At 60.1% G+C, this 19343-nt stretch carries 19 protein-coding genes, 1 tRNA gene and 1 other RNA gene; 6 read left to right on the forward strand and 15 right to left on the reverse strand.

What is annotated here, in order from left to right; translation table 11 throughout:
- Positions 1–32: 32 nt before the first annotated feature.
- Positions 33–515 carry a Fur family transcriptional regulator gene (locus A6A03_RS10835; RefSeq protein WP_066787775.1) on the forward strand — a complete coding sequence of 161 codons (483 nt, stop codon included), beginning with the start codon at positions 33–35 and terminating at the stop codon, positions 513–515.
- A gap of 7 nt (positions 516–522) precedes the next feature.
- On the opposite strand, the gene A6A03_RS10840 is transcribed toward A6A03_RS10835, so the two are convergent.
- The 6 genes from A6A03_RS10840 to ettA all read right to left on the reverse strand — a co-directional run bounded on the left by A6A03_RS10840 (position 523) and on the right by ettA (position 8681).
- Positions 523–1074, reverse strand: coding sequence for a nucleotidyltransferase family protein (locus A6A03_RS10840; protein WP_066787776.1), 552 nt, complete (start codon positions 1072–1074; stop codon positions 523–525).
- Positions 1075–1084: 10 nt separating this feature from the next.
- A complete protein-coding gene (locus A6A03_RS10845) occupies positions 1085–1705 on the reverse strand; it encodes a GNAT family N-acetyltransferase (protein ID WP_066787778.1) in 621 nt (206 codons plus the stop codon).
- A 7-nt stretch (positions 1706–1712) separates the two neighbouring features.
- Positions 1713–3140: a serine/threonine protein kinase gene (locus A6A03_RS10850; RefSeq protein ID WP_066787781.1), complete on the reverse strand. Its 1428-nt coding sequence runs from the start codon at positions 3138–3140 to the stop codon at positions 1713–1715.
- A 137-nt stretch (positions 3141–3277) separates the two neighbouring features.
- Positions 3278–4627, reverse strand: a complete 1350-nt coding sequence (locus A6A03_RS10855) for an acetyl ornithine aminotransferase family protein (protein ID WP_066787784.1) — start codon at positions 4625–4627, stop codon at positions 3278–3280.
- A gap of 332 nt (positions 4628–4959) precedes the next feature.
- Positions 4960–6825 (reverse strand): hypothetical protein, encoded by a 1866-nt coding sequence (locus A6A03_RS10860; RefSeq protein WP_156525322.1) that lies wholly within the window; start codon positions 6823–6825, stop codon positions 4960–4962.
- 179 nt (positions 6826–7004) lie between these two features.
- Positions 7005–8681 (reverse strand): energy-dependent translational throttle protein EttA, encoded by a 1677-nt coding sequence (gene ettA / locus A6A03_RS10865; protein ID WP_066787790.1) that lies wholly within the window; start codon positions 8679–8681, stop codon positions 7005–7007.
- A 115-nt stretch (positions 8682–8796) separates the two neighbouring features.
- Here ettA and A6A03_RS10870 point away from each other — a divergent pair.
- The 4 genes from A6A03_RS10870 (at position 8797) to cdd (ending at position 11791) form a co-directional block, all read left to right on the forward strand.
- Positions 8797–8870 (forward strand) — tRNA-Gln (locus A6A03_RS10870).
- Positions 8871–9020: 150 nt separating this feature from the next.
- Entirely contained in the window at positions 9021–9959 is a 939-nt protein-coding gene (locus tag A6A03_RS10875) for a ribose-phosphate diphosphokinase (protein WP_066787793.1), read from the forward strand.
- Between the two features lie 88 nt (positions 9960–10047).
- Positions 10048–11400 carry a hemolysin family protein gene (locus A6A03_RS10880; RefSeq protein WP_156525323.1) on the forward strand — a complete coding sequence of 451 codons (1353 nt, stop codon included), beginning with the start codon at positions 10048–10050 and terminating at the stop codon, positions 11398–11400.
- Positions 11381–11791 carry a cytidine deaminase gene (gene cdd, locus A6A03_RS10885; protein WP_066787796.1) on the forward strand — a complete coding sequence of 137 codons (411 nt, stop codon included), beginning with the start codon at positions 11381–11383 and terminating at the stop codon, positions 11789–11791. Before A6A03_RS10880 ends, cdd begins: the two co-directional genes overlap by 20 nt.
- A gap of 106 nt (positions 11792–11897) precedes the next feature.
- On the opposite strand, the gene A6A03_RS10890 is transcribed toward cdd, so the two are convergent.
- Positions 11898–12545, reverse strand: coding sequence for a hypothetical protein (locus A6A03_RS10890; protein ID WP_066787799.1), 648 nt, complete (start codon positions 12543–12545; stop codon positions 11898–11900).
- A gap of 90 nt (positions 12546–12635) precedes the next feature.
- On the opposite strand from A6A03_RS10890, the gene ffs reads away from it, so the two are divergent.
- Positions 12636–12734, forward strand: an RNA gene (gene ffs, locus A6A03_RS10895) — signal recognition particle sRNA small type.
- Positions 12735–12792: 58 nt separating this feature from the next.
- Here ffs and A6A03_RS10900 read toward each other — a convergent pair.
- From A6A03_RS10900 to A6A03_RS21095, 8 genes are all read right to left on the reverse strand, one after another.
- Positions 12793–15750, reverse strand: coding sequence for a hypothetical protein (locus tag A6A03_RS10900; RefSeq protein ID WP_066787808.1), 2958 nt, complete (start codon positions 15748–15750; stop codon positions 12793–12795).
- Between the two features lie 90 nt (positions 15751–15840).
- A complete protein-coding gene (rplL, locus tag A6A03_RS10905) occupies positions 15841–16239 on the reverse strand; it encodes a 50S ribosomal protein L7/L12 (protein ID WP_066787811.1) in 399 nt (132 codons plus the stop codon).
- Positions 16240–16337: 98 nt separating this feature from the next.
- A complete protein-coding gene (gene rplJ / locus A6A03_RS10910; protein WP_066787813.1) occupies positions 16338–16880 on the reverse strand; it encodes a 50S ribosomal protein L10 in 543 nt (180 codons plus the stop codon).
- Between the two features lie 223 nt (positions 16881–17103).
- Positions 17104–17817 carry a 50S ribosomal protein L1 gene (rplA, locus tag A6A03_RS10915; RefSeq protein ID WP_066787816.1) on the reverse strand — a complete coding sequence of 238 codons (714 nt, stop codon included), beginning with the start codon at positions 17815–17817 and terminating at the stop codon, positions 17104–17106.
- Between the two features lie 57 nt (positions 17818–17874).
- Positions 17875–18300, reverse strand: coding sequence for a 50S ribosomal protein L11 (gene rplK / locus A6A03_RS10920; RefSeq protein ID WP_066787819.1), 426 nt, complete (start codon positions 18298–18300; stop codon positions 17875–17877).
- 83 nt (positions 18301–18383) lie between these two features.
- Positions 18384–18941, reverse strand: a complete 558-nt coding sequence (gene nusG / locus A6A03_RS10925; protein WP_066787822.1) for a transcription termination/antitermination protein NusG — start codon at positions 18939–18941, stop codon at positions 18384–18386.
- A 24-nt stretch (positions 18942–18965) separates the two neighbouring features.
- The gene (gene secE, locus A6A03_RS10930) at positions 18966–19145 is read right to left on the reverse strand and encodes a preprotein translocase subunit SecE (RefSeq protein ID WP_245668954.1); all 180 of its coding nucleotides are present in this window, start codon (positions 19143–19145) and stop codon (positions 18966–18968) included.
- Between the two features lie 120 nt (positions 19146–19265).
- A partial coding sequence (locus A6A03_RS21095) for an EF-Tu C-terminal domain-related protein (RefSeq protein WP_156525324.1) occupies positions 19266–19343 on the reverse strand: 78 nt, incomplete at its 5' end.

Raw genomic sequence — 19343 nt, forward strand, 5'->3', positions numbered from 1 at the left:
CCCTCGCACGTTGACTACACGGGAAGTAGCTTATGGCAGCCTCCATTTCTTCATCGCTGCAACCACCAATCGACACCCAAGCTTGGTTAAGCGGCGTGCGCGCCGCATGGCAACGCAGCGGCTTGCGCATCACCGGCCCCCGCCTCCGCGTGATCGAGACGATCGTATCGTACCGATCGCCGTTCAGCGCCGAGCAGCTCTACGCCGATCTCTGCACGCACAACGAAGCGCCGGGACGGGCCACCGTCTATCGCACGATCGAGCAACTGCACGCGAGTGGTTGGCTCGCTCGCATCCATGGCTCGGTCGGCGAAGAAGGGTACGTGCCCTGCCATCCCGGCCATCTTCACCATCTGGTTTGCACCCAATGCGGCGCGGTGATCAGTTTTGAAGGCTGTGATCTGGAACAGATGCTGGCCCGTGTCGCCAAAGAGACCGGGTTTAGCGTCGAGGGGCATTTGCTGCAATTGTTTGGCCGCTGCGCCCAATGCCAAGCGAAAGCTTCGTCGTCGTAGCGTACCGTTACGACGGCAACACCACCCCAAACTCGCTTAAGCGGGGGCGAACAATGTCAAGCGCTCCCATGGTCTTGAGGCGCTCCTCAAGGTACGTTACGTCAAGCTGACAACGCCGGATGATCCCGGCCACATCATTGATATCGTGCTTCCCTTGTTCCGGCCCGCGCTGCAACAGCAGTTTGTGGGCCACAATATCTTCCGGCGCAGCGACATAGACTTGCGCGCCGAGTAATGGCATCCGGCGGCGGTGGCGCTGCATCGGCTCGTCGAGCCAGAAGGGATGGCTGGTAGCGCCGCGACGCACCGTCAAATCTTCAAATACCTTGATCCCGCGCCAGATTACCCGCGAACCGTCAGATTGCACTGCTTTATGCGATTGTTGCAGTAATTGGATAATCCGCGGCAATGCGCCCCGCTGCACCAGAACATCGACATCGTTGAGCGGACGCCGATCACCGTACAGATGCGCAGCCGCACCACCAATTACGGCCCATGCCATCTGATCGCCGTCGAGCAGGCGTTGGACGATAGCAAGATTTCCGGCGATAAGTGACATTGTCTTCTCCCTATATCAACGAGCCACCTGCGGCTAGCCAAGCCTCGCGCGTCAGTTCCATCTCGTAAAATTCAACCTGCGCATCAAACCGGTTGCGCCGAAAATGGGGACGCAGGTGTTGATATTGTTGATCATCCAACAAGCGAAGCACCGGTTCATTACCAATGCGCCGCCATTCGCTGCCTACGCCGACAAAACCGAGTCGCTGATAGCACCGCACCGCGCGCAGGTTAAAAGCAGCGACATCGAGCACCATCCGCCGATAACCGAGCGAGCCGAAATAGTAAGCGAGAAAGAGGCGCAACGCCTCGCCGCCTAGCCCCTGCCCTACATACGGCTGGGCCAACGAAATTCCTAACCGGGCCGATTGCCACTGCCGGTCAATCTCGCGCAACGAGATGCGCCCGATGAGTGGGCCCGACCGCAGATCAATCGCCCATGCCTCGGTCGCACCCGTCCAATGACTATCATCTTGACCGGGTTGGTATGGGCGCGGAATATTCCATAGCGAGCTGAACGGTTCGCTATAACGCGGCCAGCGCTCTTGCATCAGCGTATCGGCTCGCCGCCATGGCCGGATGCGAACCCGCTCGCCGAGCAATTCGCGTATTTCCGCTTCCTCTGCCACCATCTCTCTCCTACGGTTGCGGACGTAAATAGTTGAGCGACATCCAACCCTCGATGGTCTGGCCATTCAGCTCAACCTGCACTTTGAGCCACGGGATATTATCGGCCATTACCGGCCCTTCCAGTTTGCGCACCACTAGCCCATTGGGCACAACGGTGATAATGTTGTCAGGTTGGGCGTTTGGCGCCGACCGGAGATTCAACCCTTCAGCAATATTGACCACATAGAGTTCAGGAGCAGCATTGCCCGGCCAGCTCAGATCGGGCAACGACCACGCCGGCAGGTCGGGCAAGCGCGGCGCTTCGCCCCAATTAAACCGCCCAATCGCCCACGTCACGGCCCAAAATGACCCCCCGGCCACCATCAGCAAGAGCGCGACCATGACCACCCAACCCATCACGCTCCGGCTTAAGTTATAGCGACGAAACTGGTCGATGTCAAAGGAATTAGTCAGCGCACGGCTCACCCGGCTGCGCAGATCGTCTGGAAGAGTTGGCGCCGGACGGACAGGAGGGGTTGCCGGCGGCGTTACCGGCTGGCGCTGGGCCGCGCGATCGACAGGAGGACGGGCAGTGGCTGCCGGTTCCACCACTAACCGGCGGGTCTGCACCGTCAACTCACGCCAGAGATCGTTAATCGCTAATGCCAGCGCTTGCGCATCAGGGAAACGCTGGGCCGGATCGCGAGCGGTCGCCTGCGCGATCAGCCGTTCCACCGATGGCAGGTACATCGTCGGGCGGACACGGGCTAGTGGCGGCACCGATTGGGTAAGATGGGCCAGTGCGGTGGCCTGCGCATCGTCGCCGTGAATCGGGCGTTGGCCAGTGATCAGCTCAAAGAGTAAAATGCCTAAAGCGTATACCGCGCTAGAAAGCTGCGGCGGCTGGCCGGCGCTGAGTTCGGGCGCGCGATAGTGCGCCAGATCGGCTGGAATCAGCGCCGGAGCGAAGAACCAGCCGTCCACTAACTTAACCTGCCCATCACCAATCAACAAGAGGTTGGCGCTGCTGATCGGCGGATGAAAAAGACCGAGCGGCAATTCAGCCGAACGATGGCGCTGGCAGAGCGCAACCGCCTCGGCCACTTGCCGCACGATCAAGAGCGCCTGCGCCACGCTCAATGCGCCGATGCCAAACAAAGGCCGGCCCTCCACCGCTTCGGTGATCACAAAGGGCCGGTCGCCACTCTCACCGCTATCAAACACCTCGAGCAACACCGGATGCGAACGGCGCGCACTCTGGGCCGCCTCAGCGATGAATTGCGCTCGTTTGCGCGGATTATCGCGCAATTCCTTGCGCAACAGATGGATCAAGACCGTCCGTTGCAGACGCAAGTCAGTCGCCTTATAGACCACAGCCAACCGTGACTCACCAAGCGCTTCGTGAACACGATACCGGCCAAAGAGGACTGGTTCCTTTGTCGCTTCAGGAGCGGTCATGCGATTAATCCATCAAAACGGCGTACCCACAGCAGACTAGCCGCCATCACTGCCTGATTGCAGTTGGGCCGGCCAGCTTATCTTCTCTTACCAGTATACCGCTAAGACGCCAACTATGCATCATCGGCGGCGCTACCTTAGCCAGCAACGCATGCTTCAATCGCCAACGCAAACCGGGCCACGGCCTCATCTACCTGCGCCATGGTCACGGTCAGCGGCGGGCAGAACCGGATGGTCGAAGCGCCACAGGTCAACACCAGCAACCCCTTGCGGAAGCTCTCTTCCATGACGGCATCGGCCAGCGCGCCGGCAGGGTTGCCTTGGTCATCAACAAACTCGACCCCGATCATCAACCCGCGCCCGCGCACGGCGCCAATCTGCGGGAAGCGTTGCTGCAACGCCTGCAATTGTTCAAGCAGATACGCGCCAACCGTTGCCGCGTTCGCCATCAATTCCTCTTCGACCATACAGAGCAATTCATACGCCACGGCGCAGGTGAGGCCATTGCCGCCGTAGGTATTGCCGTGCGAACCGGGTTGCCACTGGCGCGCCAATTCGGTGCGCGCGATCATGGCCCCGAGCGGCAAGCCGCCGCCCAACCCTTTGGCCGAGGCCACAATATCAGGCACAATGCCCTCGTGCTCGAAGGCCCACATCTTGCCGGTGCGGCCAATGCCGCTCTGCACTTCATCCACGATCAGCAGGATGCCGTAGCGATCGCAGATCGAGCGCAAGCGGGCCAGCGCACCGGGAGGAGGGACGACATAACCGCCTTCGCCTTGAATCGGCTCAATGATAATCGCGGCTACCTCTTCCGGCGGCGTGGTGGTCTTGAAGAGCGTGCGCTCGATCAAATCAAGACACGCGATTTCGCACGAAGGGAATTGGAGGTTAATCGGACAGCGATAACAATTCGGGTAATAGGTATGGCTCACGCCGGGCAAGAGCGGGAAAAAGCCGCGGCGCTGGCGCGGCTTCGAGGCCGTCAGCGAGAGGCTACCGTAGCTGCGCCCGTGAAATGCGCCGTAGAAAGCGATAATATTCTGGCGACCGGTGGCGTAGCGGGCCAATTTAATGCTCGCCTCGACCGCTTCGGTGCCGCTATTGGTGAAAAAGACCTGCCAATCCTTGCCGCCGGGCATGAGCGAAACCAGCTTCTCGGCAGCCCGCACCATCGGCTCGTTGTAAAAATCGGTGCCGGCCATGTGGGTAAACCGCTGCAACTGCTCTTGCGCCACCTTGATCAGGCGCGGATGGCAATGACCGGCGGCCAGCACGGCAATCCCCGCGTTCATATCGAGGAACCGGTTCCCATCGACATCCCACACTTCACAACCCTGCGCATGATCGATGGCGAGCGGATACACGCGCCCCAACGGCGCAATCACTTCGCGATCGCGGGCCACCAGCGCCTGTGCGCGCGGGCCGGGCACCGGTTCGGGCATATACTCAGCAGGCATCCTTGCCGTGTCGGTATGAGCAGTCATGACGCGCTCCTTTGCAGATCGTGACGATAGTTGCAGGCAAAATATTGTAGCCGACATGCGCTAAGGGCGTCAAGGCAGGGGCATAGCAAGGGCGCGAAGGGTAGCTTATGTCATTGCGCAAGCGCGTAGCGCCCCTCCTGTCATTGCGCGGGAGTGGTGGCGACCAGCGCAGCGGGCGCCACCCGACCGAAGTAATCTTCCTCTTTAGCGCAACCCATGCCTGAGCGCATTGCAATGGCTTCGCCGCGCGCGGGCAGAGCAACGCTCTGCCCCTACGCGCGGCTCGCAATGACAAGCGGAGAGCGCATCGGGCAACGCACCACGCCAACCGGCTACCGCACGCTGAGCCGCACGCGGTATCGTTCACCGGAATAGGTATGGCCAAGATTACTGATGCAGAGATAGTAGGTCGCACTGCGCGGCGGGCGGAACTCGATCCGTGAAGCGTAACCATCGCTATTGCTATTATCGTTGGCAACAAGCGTACTCATGTGCTCATTGAACAGCACGATGCGGGTATCAACCCCCTCGGCAAGATCAAACGTCTCGATGAGATAGGTCTGGCCGGCTTGGAGATCAAGCCTGAGCCAGTCTTCATCCCCATAACCAAGAAAATTGCGCTGTTGGGTTTCACCTGCTGCGATCGGGCGTGCGCTTTGGTCGTCGTTGTCAGGTTCGTAAGGATCGGGTTGGGGAAGCGGGCTCGTGTCTAGCGACAATTGATACGGCGCACCGATCAGGGGCGCCCTACTGGCCGTGATGCGGAGATAGAGGGTGGCATCAGCATTGGCTAAGTAGCGCAGTTGAATACCATCATCCGTTTCAATCAAACTATCAGCCACAAGAGAGACCCCCTCGCTATTGAGCAACTGAAGCGATAGCGCTAATTCATCTCGCATAGACGTTGCGCGCAAGAGGTACGCTTCGCCGGCACGTACACGAACACGCACGAAATCCGCCTCATAGGTCGAACGGAGCGTGCGTTGTTGAGTCTCGCCAACGGCGATGGGATGCGCAGCGCCAACCTCATTGTCCGGCTCGTAGGCATCAGGAGCAATCGCTAACACCTCTTCGACACGCACCAGATAACCAGTATTGTTGATGAAGAGGCGTAAAGGTTGAATAACGAGAAAAACGGTTGTATCGTCATCAGCTACATAAGTCACTTCACAAGTGATTTCATTAACACATTTAGGAAAAGCCAGCACCGCACCAGCAGGATCGATCAGCTTCAGCCCAATATCGACTCCGAACTGATCTGCTTGCAAGGTAACGCGATAGGCGTAGCCAGCGCGTGTTGTGAGCGCCAACCAATCACTATCTTGCTCGTCGCTGATGGTATGTTGCTGCGTTTCGCCCGCCATAATCGGATGCGCAGCGGCGAATCCATTGTTTGGTTCGTACGCATCGGGCGGCGCGGGAGCAAAGATCGTGGCCGTTAGCCGGTACGTCGAGTCTAACAGACGCGGAGCATGCAACGACACTTTTAGATACAACGTTTCAGTTACGTCGCTGGCATAGACGATGGCTGAAGCAACTCCTTCAGACGTATCATCATTGTCAGCCAGCTTACGACCACGCCCATCATAGAGCTCTAATACCGTATCCACTCCTTCTCCCAGATCGAAGGTGCGGAAGAGGTAGATTTGACCAGCTTGAGCCTCGAAGCGCACCCAGTCAACATCGCCGGAATGGGTAAAGCGCCGATGTTGCACCTCGCCAAGAGCGATTGGTTGCGCTTGATCGCGAGTGTCATCGGGTTCAAAGGCATCAGCAGGCGGCAACGCTACCGCGCGCAGGTGCAATTGACAGGAGGCGCCAGCAGGTGAGGGCGAAACGCTGCCTAACCAGACAAAGAGCGTCACTGATTCATCCGGCCAATAGACGATGCGTGATGACGCCCCATCAATATCATCGTTATATGCTAGCTGATCTCCATGTTGGTTAAAGAGAGCTAAGACCGGGTCAAAACCCTCAGAACGATTGGTGGTAAACAATTCATAGGCTTGGCCGGCTGGCAAGTCAATGCGAAACCATGCCTCGCCAGTTTGATCAAGTTGAACGGCACGCACCGCATCGACCTGCAGCAACGGCGCTGCCAAGGCCCGTTCAGCGTTAAATCCATCGAAGCTGGGCGGCGTTGACGGTTCGCCGATCATCGTCACTGTAGGAGTGGGTGCTAACATCGCCACTGGCATTGGATGCGGCGATGGGGGTAGCGTGGCAGTGGGAATTGGCTCCGTAGCAAGAGGCAATACGCAACCGGCGAGTAGCCCTACGAGCAGGAACGTAACGAGAGCACGCATACGCGCCCCCTTCCCGGTAACAATCCACTAAAAAGGTAGGGGCGCACTTCCGTGCGCCCCCACCGTCGCCATCACCGCGTCAATTTACGGTAGACAATCCGGTGCGGGTGATCGGCCTCGGCCCCTTTGCGGCGGCGATAATCGGCGGCGTATTCCGAATAGGTGCCGGGGAACCAAACCACTTGGCTATCGCCTTCAAAGGCGAGAATGTGGGTGGCAACGCGATCGAGGAACCAGCGGTCGTGCGAGATGATCAGCGCGCAGCCGGCAAAATTCTCTAACCCTTCTTCCAGTGCGCGCAGGGTATGCACATCGAGATCGTTGGTCGGCTCGTCGAGCAGCAAGACGTTCGCCCCCGACTTGAGGATGCGAGCAAGGTGGACGCGGTTGCGCTCGCCACCCGAAAGGCTGCCCACCAGTTTCTGCTGATCGCTGCCGCTAAAGTTGAAGCGGGCGCAGTAGGCGCGTGAGTTGACTTGCCGCCCCCCCAGCACAATCTGGTCGTTCCCTTCGGTGATCGCTTCCCAGACGGTTTGCTTGGGATCGAGCACCTCGCGGCTCTGATCGACGTAGCCAAGCTTGACGGACGCGCCAACGGCGAGCGTGCCGCTATCAGGTTGCTCTTGGCCGACGATCATGCGGAAGAGGGTTGTCTTGCCGGCGCCGTTGGGGCCGACAATGCCGACAATCGCTCCCGGCGGCACATCAAAGCTCAGGTTTTCGTAGAGCAGCTTGTCGCCGTAGGCTTTGGTCACATTGGTGGCCCGGATCACCAGATCGCCGAGACGAGGGCCGGGTGGAATATAGATTTCCAGCTCGCGATCACGCTGATCTTGGCTCTCGCTGAGCAGGCGCTCGTAGGCGGCGATACGCGCCTTCGACTTGGCATGGCGGCCCTTGGGAGCCATATTGATCCATTCCAACTCACGCTGGAGAGCCTTTTGGCGCTGCGATTCGGCCTTCTCGGTTTCGGCCAGTTTCTGCCGCTTCTGCTCAAGCCAGCTCGAATAGTTGCCACGCCACGGAATGCCCTGCCCGCGTTCGAGTTCGAGAATCCAACCGGCGACATTGTTGAGGAAGTGGCGATCGTGGGTGACCGCGATCACGGTGCCCTTGTACTCTTGCAGATGCCGTTCCAGCCACGCCACCGATTCGGCGTCCAGATGGTTGGTCGGCTCATCAAGCAGCAGAATATCAGGCTGCTGCAACAGCAACCGGCAGAGCGCCACCCGGCGGCGTTCGCCGCCCGACAACACCGCCACCGGCGTATCTCCCGGCGGGCAGCGCAGCGCGTCCATCGCCAGTTCTAGCCGGCTATCGAGATTCCAGCCGTCAACGTGATCGATCTTGTCTTGCAGTTCGGCCTGCTCGGCGATCAGCGTATCGTAATCGGCATCGGGATTGTTAAACTGCTCGGTGATCTCGTCGTAACGGCGCAGCAGAGCCACCGTCTCGGCCATGCCCTCTTCGACCACCTCGCGCACCGTCTTGGCATTATCGAGGTGTGGCTCTTGTTCGAGCAAGCCAACCGTATAGCCGGGAGCGCGGGTAATCTCACCGTTGTAATCGTGGTCGAGACCAGCCATAATCCGCAAGAGCGAACTCTTGCCCGAACCATTGGCGCCGATCACGCCGATCTTGGCCCCGTAGAAAAACGAGAGGCTGATATCTTTCAGGATTTCGCGATTGGGGGGCACCACCTTGCCCACCCGGTACATCGAGAAGATGATCTTTTGGGTATCGGTCATGCGAACACTCCTTGGATTGGGTGATACCGCTCTTAGTGTAGCATAGAGCGGCCAACCACATACAGCGCGCGATTGACAACACAATTTCAAGCTTATGGTATAATACTCAGCGTGATGCCGGGTGGTGTAATGGTAGCACAGCGGACTTTGGATCCGTTAGTCTAGGTTCGAGTCCTAGCCCGGCAGCCACGGCAACAACCGTGCCACAGGCAATGAAACGACTGAACCCACACAATCTGCTCTCGGCGATGGTGGTCAGGATCTCTGGCTCGGCCAATTGATACGTGCGCAGTGAGCATGCTCGCTGCGCGTTTCTATTCAAGAAAGAACGACTGCATCATGGATGGTCGCCTGCTCATTTTCACCGGCAACGCCAACCCGGCGTTAGCGCAAGAGATTGCCCGCAACCTGCGCATCAATCTGGGGCGGGCGCTGGTCGGCACGTTCAAGAACGGCGAGACGCGGGTCAAGATCCACGACAATGTGCGCGGCTGCGATGTGTTTGTGATCCAGCCCACCTGCACGCCGGTGGATCACCATCTGATGGAACTGTTGATTATGATCGACGCTTTCCGGCGCGCGTCAGCGGCGCGGGTAACGGCGGTCATTCCGTACTACGGCTACGCCAAGCAAGAAAAGAAGACATCGGGTCGCGAGCCGATTACGGCGAAGCTGGTCGCCAACTTGATCCGCACTGCCGGCGCCGACCGGGTACTGACGATGGATCTCCACGCGCCAGCGATCGAAGGCTTCTTCGACATTCCGGTCGATCATTTGCAGGCGTCGCCGCTTTTGGCCGACTATATTCGCGAGCTGAACCTGCCCAATCCGGTGGTGGTTTCGCCCGATGCCGGCGGCGTGGGGCGGGCCAACCGCTTCCGCGAACGAATCGGGGCCGGGTTGGCGATTATCGCCAAGCAGCGGCTCGAACCCGACACCGCCGAAGTGATCGAAATGGTCGGCGAAGTCGAGGGCAAGACGGCCATCATTGTTGATGATATGATCTCGACCGGCGGCACGCTGATCGAAGCGGCCCAGACCCTGCTGGCCCGCGGCGCGCGCGCCGTCTACGCCTGCGCAACCCACGGCATCTTCGCCGATAATGCATTGCAACTGATCGCCAAATCTGATCTGATCGAGACAATTATCACCAACACCATTCCTCAACCGCCTGAGGCAACCGCCGCGCGGGTACGCACGATCAGCGTCGCGCCGCTGTTTGCCGAAGCGATTATGCGGATCCACAAAGATCTGTCGCTGAGCGCGCTGTTTTCGTAATCACGCGGCAATGATGCGCCCGAAGGCAACGGAGCATTCGGGCGCACCCGCAGAGTGATGCGCGCCACTCTGTTCCGCGGAAAGGAGGATGATTCGCTTGGAGGACCCCGGCCCTAGTTCGCTGATGATCGGCATTGGCCTGTGCCTCATGTTCCTCGGCATTACCTCGGCAGCCGATACGGTCTTGATGACGGTGAGCCGTCCGCGCCTGAGCGCCCTGCTCGCCTCGGCTGGTCTTGGCTCGCGCCGCTTCACAGCCCATTTCCTCGATGAACCGTACCGGATCAAGTCGGCTATTATCTTTCTGAATGCCGTTTTGACCATCACCGTAACCGCGCTGACCATCCAACTCACCGCGCCGTATGGCGCCAACGCGATGATCGGCGGTCTAGCCACCCTGCTGTTTGCGATTCTGTTGCTCAGCGAAGTGGTGGCCAAGGCGCTCGCGCGCCGCAACCCCGACACCACCGTGGTGGTGCTAGCCCGCCCGCTGGTGATCGTCGCCACGATCTTGTGGCCGTTAATGGCCGTGATCAACGCCATTACCCGTCCCATTTTCACCCTCTTGAGCGGCAAACCGGCCCCGCCGACGCCATTGGTGACGGAAGAAGAGCTGCGCCTGATGATGAGCGCCGGTGAAGAGGCGGGTTGGATCGAGCACGAAGAGCGTGAGATGATCGAGGGTGTGATGGATTTTGGCGATACGCTGGTGCGCGAGATTATGATCCCGCGGGTTGATGTGGCTGCGCTCGAAGTCAATAGCTCGCTTGAGCGCGCGCTCGATATGGCGATCACTCGCGGCCACTCGCGCATTCCGGTCTACGAAGAGACGATCGACAATGTGGTCGGCATTCTGTACGCCAAAGACCTCATCCCCGTCTTGCGCGACGGCAAGCGCGATACACCGCTGCGCGATCTGCTGCGCCCGGCCTATTTTGTGCCGGTGACGATGAAGGTCAAGGCGCTCTTGGAAGATTTGCAACGCCGGCGCGTTCACATGGCGATCGTGGTTGATGAATACGGCGGCACCGCCGGCATTGTCACCCTAGAGGATTTGATCGAGCAGATCGTGGGCGAAATCCGCGACGAGTACGACACCGAAGAGCCGGCGATTGTGGAAGTAGGGCCGCGCGAGTTCATCGTCGATGCCCGTGTGCCGATTGATGATGTGGCCGAACTGCTGGAAGTCGAATTCCCGGAAACGACTGCCGACCGGATTGGCGGCTTGGTGTACGAGCAGTTGGGGCGGATTCCGCGGGTGGGTGACGAAGTGACATGCGGTGATGTCACGATCACGGTGCTCTCATTGAAAGGCATCCGCGCTGAACGGTTGCGCATTGTGCGGCAAACGCCGGAAGAGGTAGAGGCGGCAGCGCCGGCGGAGGCCGAGAAGCCTATGTTGCCGCTGACCAAAGAAGCGCATGGATCAAGCAGTCCTTGATCGACTCGTGGCCGCAGCGTTAGCGGCCCAAAGCCGCGCCTACGCACCCTATTCGCAGTTTGCCGTTGGCGCAGCCGTACTCACGGCGGATGGGCACATCTTTAGCGGCGCAAACATTGAGAATGCCTCGTACCCGCTGACCATCTGCGCCGAGCGGGTGGCGCTATTCAGCGCGCACATGGCCGCTGCCGGGCCGGTGACGGCGCTAGCAGTGGTGACGCCGACCGCCACCGTCGCCAGCCCATGCGGCGCGTGCCGGCAGGTGATCTTTGAGTTAGCGCCGCGCGCGCAGATCATTCTGCTCAACGCCGATGCCAGCGAACGCCGCCTCACCACGCCGGCTGAGTTGTTGCCCTACGGTTTTGGCCCTGACCAACTGCGGGGGGAGTGAGCGCAGGCGACAGGGATGGATGACGGCAGCTACCCTGCCGCCATCCATCCGGTGACGCCACCTTTGGCAGCGAGCGCCATCCGGGTAAACCCTTCGCGATTGGGTGTTATTGCCGCTTGCTGCTATCCGGCGGGGTCTCCGGCATCGGCAACAGCGGCGCGACCGGCTCGACCAGCCGGTCGACAATCGCGCTAAGCCGGGTGAACTGCGGTCCCAGTTCGGTCTCGGCAAGCGGGATGTTCACCGGCACATCAAGTTCAACCGGGATCGATGTCACCAGCTTGACATTCATATTCAAATCGACCGGCAACTCAAGCCCGGCGGGCAAGACAATCGCCACGCTGGCATTGAGATTGCCGCCGCCGCCGGGAAACGCGATTTGGGCCGGCGCCTGCAACGAAACCGGCTCGGTCAACTTCACCACATTGCGCTCGGTCATAATCGTTGCGCCATTGATCGGCACATCCAGCTCGATCGGCAAGCGTGTGCTTAGCGGCACCGTGTAGACAATCGTCGCTGACTCAAGATGGTTCACGACATCTTGCAGCTCAGCCAGATTATTGGCGGCGAAGGCCGGCAAATTCTCGGCCAATTGCGCCACTTGGCGCTGGTTCATCGCCAAAATCCCAATCACAATCCCTAGCACCACCAGCAGCACCGCGTTCATGATGAACGATGTCCAGATCAGCGCTTTGTAGAGGGGGGCAATGCGCGCATAACGCTTGACGGGGCGAGGCGTGGTTTCGTTGCTCATGCATCCTCCTACAACTACAGTTGTCTCGAATAATACCACGCCTATTCGTAGATGCAAGAGTTGCGCAATCGCGATTTTGGGGTATAATGAACTAGTGCCGCGAACGGCAGATACTTGCGGAACCCCGCCAGGACCGAGAGGTAGCAACGGTACGCGAGTTCCTCTGGGTGTTCGCGGCGCTTTGTTTTTGGCCGGTGCGAAGCAGGTTGAGGAGACGCTGTTGCCGGCTAGCTAAAAGCCGGATACGCTAAGCGCGATCATCGGCGACAATCGCCGCCGCCAGTTCGGCCAACAACGGCGTACCACCCATGCGCTGCAACATCGGCACAACCAAGCTCAGCGCATGAAACATTTCCTCGCGCCCAATCGCCGCCTTGGCCAGTGTGCTCGCCAGCCGGTGCAGCGTTATCGGATCGGATGGATCGAGCGCCGCTACGATCGCCAATTCAGCGCGCACCCGTTCATTGCGGCGGCGAATCCGGCGCGCAATAGCGGCAGCCGTTGTCACCTCGCCACGTTCGACGAGCGCAACAGCCAAGGCTGCGCGGTAGCGATTGCGCGCCTCGCCAGCCAGCAATGCTTCAGCCAAACGGTCGGCCAAGCCGGTATCGGTTGCCGCCAACAACGGCGCAATCATAACCAACGCCCGCCCGCGTTCGGCAGCCACCTCGATTGCGCGGATCATATCGACGGCAACCAGCACATCACCAGCCCGCGCGCGCGCAATCGCTAGATCAGCGCTGGTACGCGCCCGCTGGTCGTCGGCCACAATCGCCGCGGCTTGCGCGCTCGCCGCCTCCCAATCACCGATAGCGGCCAAAGCGCGCGCAATTTCGTCGCGGGCCCAGTCACGCTCATCATCATCGGTCATCGCAGCCAACACCTCTTGCGCGCCGGCGTAATCACCGGCCTGCGCGCAGGCTACCGCGACCCGCGACAAGGCGCGCTCCAATTCTTCGCCGCTTAACTGATACGCAATCGCCAGCGCCCGATCCTTACGGCCAATGGCGGCGTGGGCCGAAGCCAAGGCCGCAAGCAAGATCGGTCGATCTTCGCCTTGCAAGGCATCGATCTCGCGTGTTGCGCGCTCGGTGGCGAGATTGGCGACCAACCCTTGCAACAACAACCGCAACTCAAGGAGCGTCGTTACCCGTAACTCGCGGTTGCTAATCCGTTCGGCGGCAGCCAGCGCATCACCGTCCTTCTCGGCCAGCGCAAAGACCCGGGCAAGGCGGGCTAAGCCCCGATCACGCTGATGCGGGCTAGCCAAGGCCGCTATGCGTTGTAACGCCGCCTCTTCGTTACGCAACGCAAGGTCACATGCCAACTCAATCTCGGCCCATGCCCGCGCCGTCTCCACCTTCAATTCTTCGAGCAGCATCTCGCCCCGTGGATCGCCGATCCGGGCTAGTGCAACCGCCACTTCAGCCTGCGCCCATGCGGCCCGGTTCTCGTGCAGAATCGCGCGCGACAGCCGCCATGCGTGGTCATACTGGCCATCGGCCAATAACCGGCGCACGACCAGCGTCTCAACGTGAGCGCGCCGTTCGAGCAGATCGATCTGTTCAGCGCACGCCAAGGCCCGCTCAATATCCCCCGCCTCAAGACATGCCGTCGCCAAGGCCTCGATCGCCTGATCGCGCGCATCGCGCCATGCCCGTGACACCGGTTGCGCCTCAAGATCGAGCGCGCGCGAGAGCAGCCGCATGGCGGCGCTGCGCATATTGACGCTATAGCACGCCTCACCGAGCTGGCGCAGCACAGCGGCTTTCGGCACGCCATCGGGCAATTGCTCGACGATGGCCGTCACCCGGCGCAGGCTGCCCTCGCGACCACCGGTTTGAACCGCAGTGAGGAATGCCGCCGTCACCAATTCACCGCTCAGTTGGCGAGCCCGGGTCGCGAGGGTACCGGTGATCGCCGCGGTGCGGGCTAAGGCTAACGGTGAGCCATGCGCGGCATCGTGCAGCATCCACCCGGCATCGCGCAACGCGCCTGCCAAGCCTTCGCGCAACTCGCGTTCGCGCAACCACGCAGTTTGGTCAGCAGTCGGCAGATGAGCCGGTCGCTGAGCCGGCGGGCACAGCGCGGTATGGCGCGCCAATTGGCGCACAAGGTACCGGTTCACCGGATCGAGGGGATTGCGCCGCAAGCGTTCGGCGCACCACTGCGCCAATTCACCGTGAGCGGCATCCATCTCACGGGGCACGTGGCGCGCCAGAAAGAGGCGCACAGCGCGATGAGCATAACGCACCAGCAACAGAGAATCTTCATCGCTCAAGCGACGAAGGTTGATATGCACCAGTCCCTGCTCTTCCCACCGATCGAGCACCAAATGCGGATACTCGGCGCTAATCTCGGCCAGCGCCGCTACTGGCACCGGTTCGCCGCTCGCAGCCAGCAACACCGCCAGCCGCCGTTCGGTTGGGCTCAGCGCTTGCCACCAATCCAGCAGCAAATGGTTTAAATCGGCAGGCAGATCGGCGCTCGTGAGCAACCCGAGATGGAGCCAGCGTTCAGCCCAGCTCAAGTAGAGCAGATTACCCTGCGCCGCGGCTAGCAACGGCGCGCGCCATGCCAGCGGACAATGGCGCCGTTCGAGCAAGGCCGTCTGGGTTTGGATCAACTCACGATCAGCAGCAGGTAAAACGAGACGCGCATCCGGTTCGACTGGCAATGAACCGTGCATCACCAGCGTCACCCCGGCGGGGAGATCAAACGGCAACGGCAGGGGTAGCGAGCGTAACGGCTGCCGATCGCGGTCGGGAGCGCTGACCAGCAACACCAACGGCTGGGAAGGATCGGCCACTTCGGCCAACAGCCGTTCACACGCGGCCGGATCGGTCAGCGCCGCTGGATCGATCAACGGGAGCGAGGGCCGGCGCAGAGCAGCTATTTGAGCGTAGAACGCCAGTGCGCCGCCGCCGTCATCATCATCGGCTAGCCAGAGCGGCCAATCGTAGCGTACCGCCAATTGGCAGAGCAAGGTCGTTGCGCCAGCGCCGATCGGCGCCTCGAGGGCGACAATCCCTTGCTGATCGCGCACCGTGGCGACCGCAGCATCAAGCAACGCCGGCCGGTCGATCGCCGAGCGCAAGCATGCCTGCACCCGTTCTTGCTGCGCGCGCAACGCCGGCGCGACGGTGGCGTAAAGTTCGCTAAATTGCTCGACAGCGCGAAAGGCGCGCGGTACTATTGGCGTCATCGGGTATGTACTATACCACACCCTTGCTAAAACAGTGTACGGGCACAGCGCTGCTGTGCCCGTACCAACTCAAAGGTGCGGCAAACCGGCTTACTTCACCTCAACCACAGCGCCGACTTCGGTCAGCTTGGCCTTGGCCGCCTCAGCCTCTTCCTTGCTCACACCCTCGCGCACCGGCTTGGGCGCACCCTCAACCAGATCCTTCGCCTCCTTCAGGCCAAGGCTGGTCAGCTCGCGCACCACCTTAATGACCTGAATCCTGTTGGGGCCAGCCTCCTTGAGGATGACATCAAACTCAGTCTTCTCCTCAACCGGAGCGGCAGCGGCAGCGCCATCACCGGCGGCAGCCACCGGCGCAGCCACACCCATCGCCATCACCGGCGCTGCTGCGGTCACGCCCCACTTCTCCTCCATCTTCTTCTTCAGCTCGACCAGCTCGAGGACATTCAGGCCCTCGATCATCTCGATAATCGAATCAATCTTCGACATGGTATGTATACTCCTTTATGTGATACTAATAACCTAATTCCCGGTACGGGCACAGCGTTGCTGTGCCCAACGGCACAGCAACGCTGTGCCGCTACGAATTACGAATTCTGCGGCTGCAATTGATCAATCCGGGCCTGCAAGACGTACAGCACATTGGAGATCGCGGCGTTGAGCACGCCAACCACACCGGAAACCGGCGCTGCGATTCCGCCGACCACCTGTGCCAGCGCCTGCTCGCGCGACGGCAGCTTCGTCACCTGCTCGAGGGCATCGGCTGGCAGCAGCGTCTTGCCGAGCAACGCGCCACGGACAGTAAAGCTCTTGTTGCCCGACTTGAGATAATCGAGCAGCGCCTTGGCCACCTTGCCAGCATCATCGTATGCAAAGGTCACCGCGGTGGGGCCAGAGAGCAACGAATCAAGCGCCTCGCGACCGGTATGATTGGCGGCAATCTTGAGCAGCGTATTCTTCGCCACCACGACCTCGCCGCCGTGCTCGCGCAGCTTCCGGCGCAGTTCAGTCATATCAGCCACGCTCATGCCGCGACCATCGCCACGATAGTCGGCCACCACGACCAACTGGGCGCGGCTCAGCTTCTCGGTCAGCTCATGCACTGTTTCAATTTTGCGCTGCGTTGGCATCTATCTCACCTCCTCTCTGTTGAAGTCACAATAAAAATGGTCGCTCGCGTCCTGAGACCGAGCGACCGAGATGAGCGCAGCCAAACACTGCGCACTATCGACAGAGCGAGCACAACGCTCACGACTATCGCACCTCAGACGCCACCTCGGCCGGCGGCCCAACGGGCCATTAGGAGCGCATGCTCACCGGCTGTCTCAGGCAGCTATGAGATATATTCACCTATTACGGCTTAAAGGTTTGCGCCGCTGCCGGATCAACCGGCACACCGGGACCCATCGTGCTGGTCAGGGTCACGGTACGGATATACGTTCCTTTCGCACCACTTGGCTTCGCTGCCTTGACTGCATCCATCAAGGCGACAAAATTTTCGGCCAACTGCTGCGGGGTAAAGCTCACCTTCCCGATCGCCACGTGCAAAATACCGGTTTTGTCATTGCGGAACTCAACACGACCACCCTTCACTTCGCGGATGGTGCGAGCGAGATCAGCAGCCGGCACAATCGTACCGCTCTTGGGGTTCGGCATCAGACCGCGGGGACCGAGCTTGCGGCCAATGCGACCAACCTTCCCCATCATATCGGGGGTTGCAATCGCCACATCGAAATCAAAGAAATTCTCGCGATCGATCTTGGCAATCAAGTCATCGCCACCGGCGTAATCAGCGCCGGCATCGAGCGCTGCCTGCACCGCCTCACCTTGGGCGAAGACGAGCACCCGCACCGTCTTACCGGTACCGTGGGGCAATGCAACCGTCGTGCGGATATTCTGATCAGCGTGACGCGGATCGATGCCAAGGCGCAGGTGCGCTTCGACCGTCGCATCAAACTTGGCATACGACGTCTCTTTCACCAGCGCCAGTGCCTCGGCTGGGGTATAGAGACGCGAGCGATCAATCTTCGCCAGCGCGGCGAGATACTTTTTTCCGTGCTTTGGCATGGTAACACTCCGGGTGGTGATGGCGGATCGATTGATCCTCCCACCAACTAACAACGCTTATTCAACGATCTTGATGCCCATGCTGCGGGCAGTGCCGGCAATAATCCGTTCCGCCGCCTCGATATCATTCGCATTCATATCGGGCAGCTTCTGCTGGGCAATCTGGCGCAACTGGGCACGAGTAATAGAGCCCACCGTCGTGCGCTTCGGATTGCTCGCGCCTTTCTGAATGCCAGCAGCCTTGCGCAACAGGTCAGCAGCCGGCGGCGTCAACAGGCGTGCAACGAAGGAGCGATCGCTATAGATCGTGATTTCGACCGGGACAATGCTGCCGGCTTGTGAAGCCGACTTCTCATTGTACTCCTTCACGAACGCCATGATATTAATGCCGTACTGGCCGAGCGCCGGGCCAACGGGCGGCGCCGGGGTCGCCTTACCGGCCGGCAATTGCAGCTTGACAACTGCGACAAGTTTCTTAGCCACAACACTACTCCTTACATAGCGGGAAGCAGTGGAATGCTTCCCTCCCTCGCGCAGCCGGCGAGGTCACGGACAACGGAACAACCTTATTCAACCAACCGGGTCACTTGCAAGAAGTCAAGTTCTACCGGCGCTTCGCGACCGAAGAACGAGACCAGCACCCGCACGCGGCCCCGCTCGTGGTCGATTGCATCAACAATACCCTCGAAATCGGTGAACGGGCCATCGATAATCTTGACGGCCTGCCCCTTCTGGTAGCTGACGCGCACCTTCGGCGCTTCGCCCTCCATCTGGCGCAGGATGGCCTTTACCTCTTCATCCTCAAGCGGGGTCGGCTTATTCCCATGCCCGACAAAGCTCGTCACACCCGGCGTATTGCGCACCACATACCACGAATCATCGGTCAGGCGCATTTGCACCAAGACATAACCGGGGTAGATCTTCTTGTTGACCGTGCGGCGCTGGCCATTCTTGATTTCAATCTCTTCTTCGGTCGGCACAATGACACGGAAAATCTGGTCTTGCATCTCCATCGAAGCAATGCGATGCTCCAGATTTTGCTTCACTTTATTCTCGTAGCCGGAGTACGTGTGAATCACGTACCAGCGCCGATCATCAGTCTCTTTTTCTTTTTCCTCAGACATGGGCAGCCCCCGTTCGCGAACAGCTTACTGGACGAGGCTCACGAGGCTCGTGTAGAGGAAGGTGAAGATCGAATCACCAATAAACAGCAGCAACCCGATCACCAACGACACCGCAATCACGAGCACCGTCAGGCGAATCGTCTCTTCGCGGCTTGGCCAAACGACTTGCCGTAACTCGCTGCGCGTCTCGCGAAACGTGCGCACGAGGATGTTTTCTTGAATGTCGCGCTCTGTATCTTTGGCCACGGCCATTGTATACCCTTCACTTTGAAGCTGCCGGCGGCGGCAAGGCCACCGGCAGCTCAGCGAATCCGGCCTCAGGCGTTAATCAAGGATCTTGGTCACGACGCCGGCGCCGACGGTGCGGCCACCCTCGCGGATGGCGAAGCGGAGACCCTCTTC

The sequence above is a fragment of the Chloroflexus islandicus genome (genome assembly GCF_001650695.1).
Taxonomy (GTDB): domain Bacteria; phylum Chloroflexota; class Chloroflexia; order Chloroflexales; family Chloroflexaceae; genus Chloroflexus; species Chloroflexus islandicus.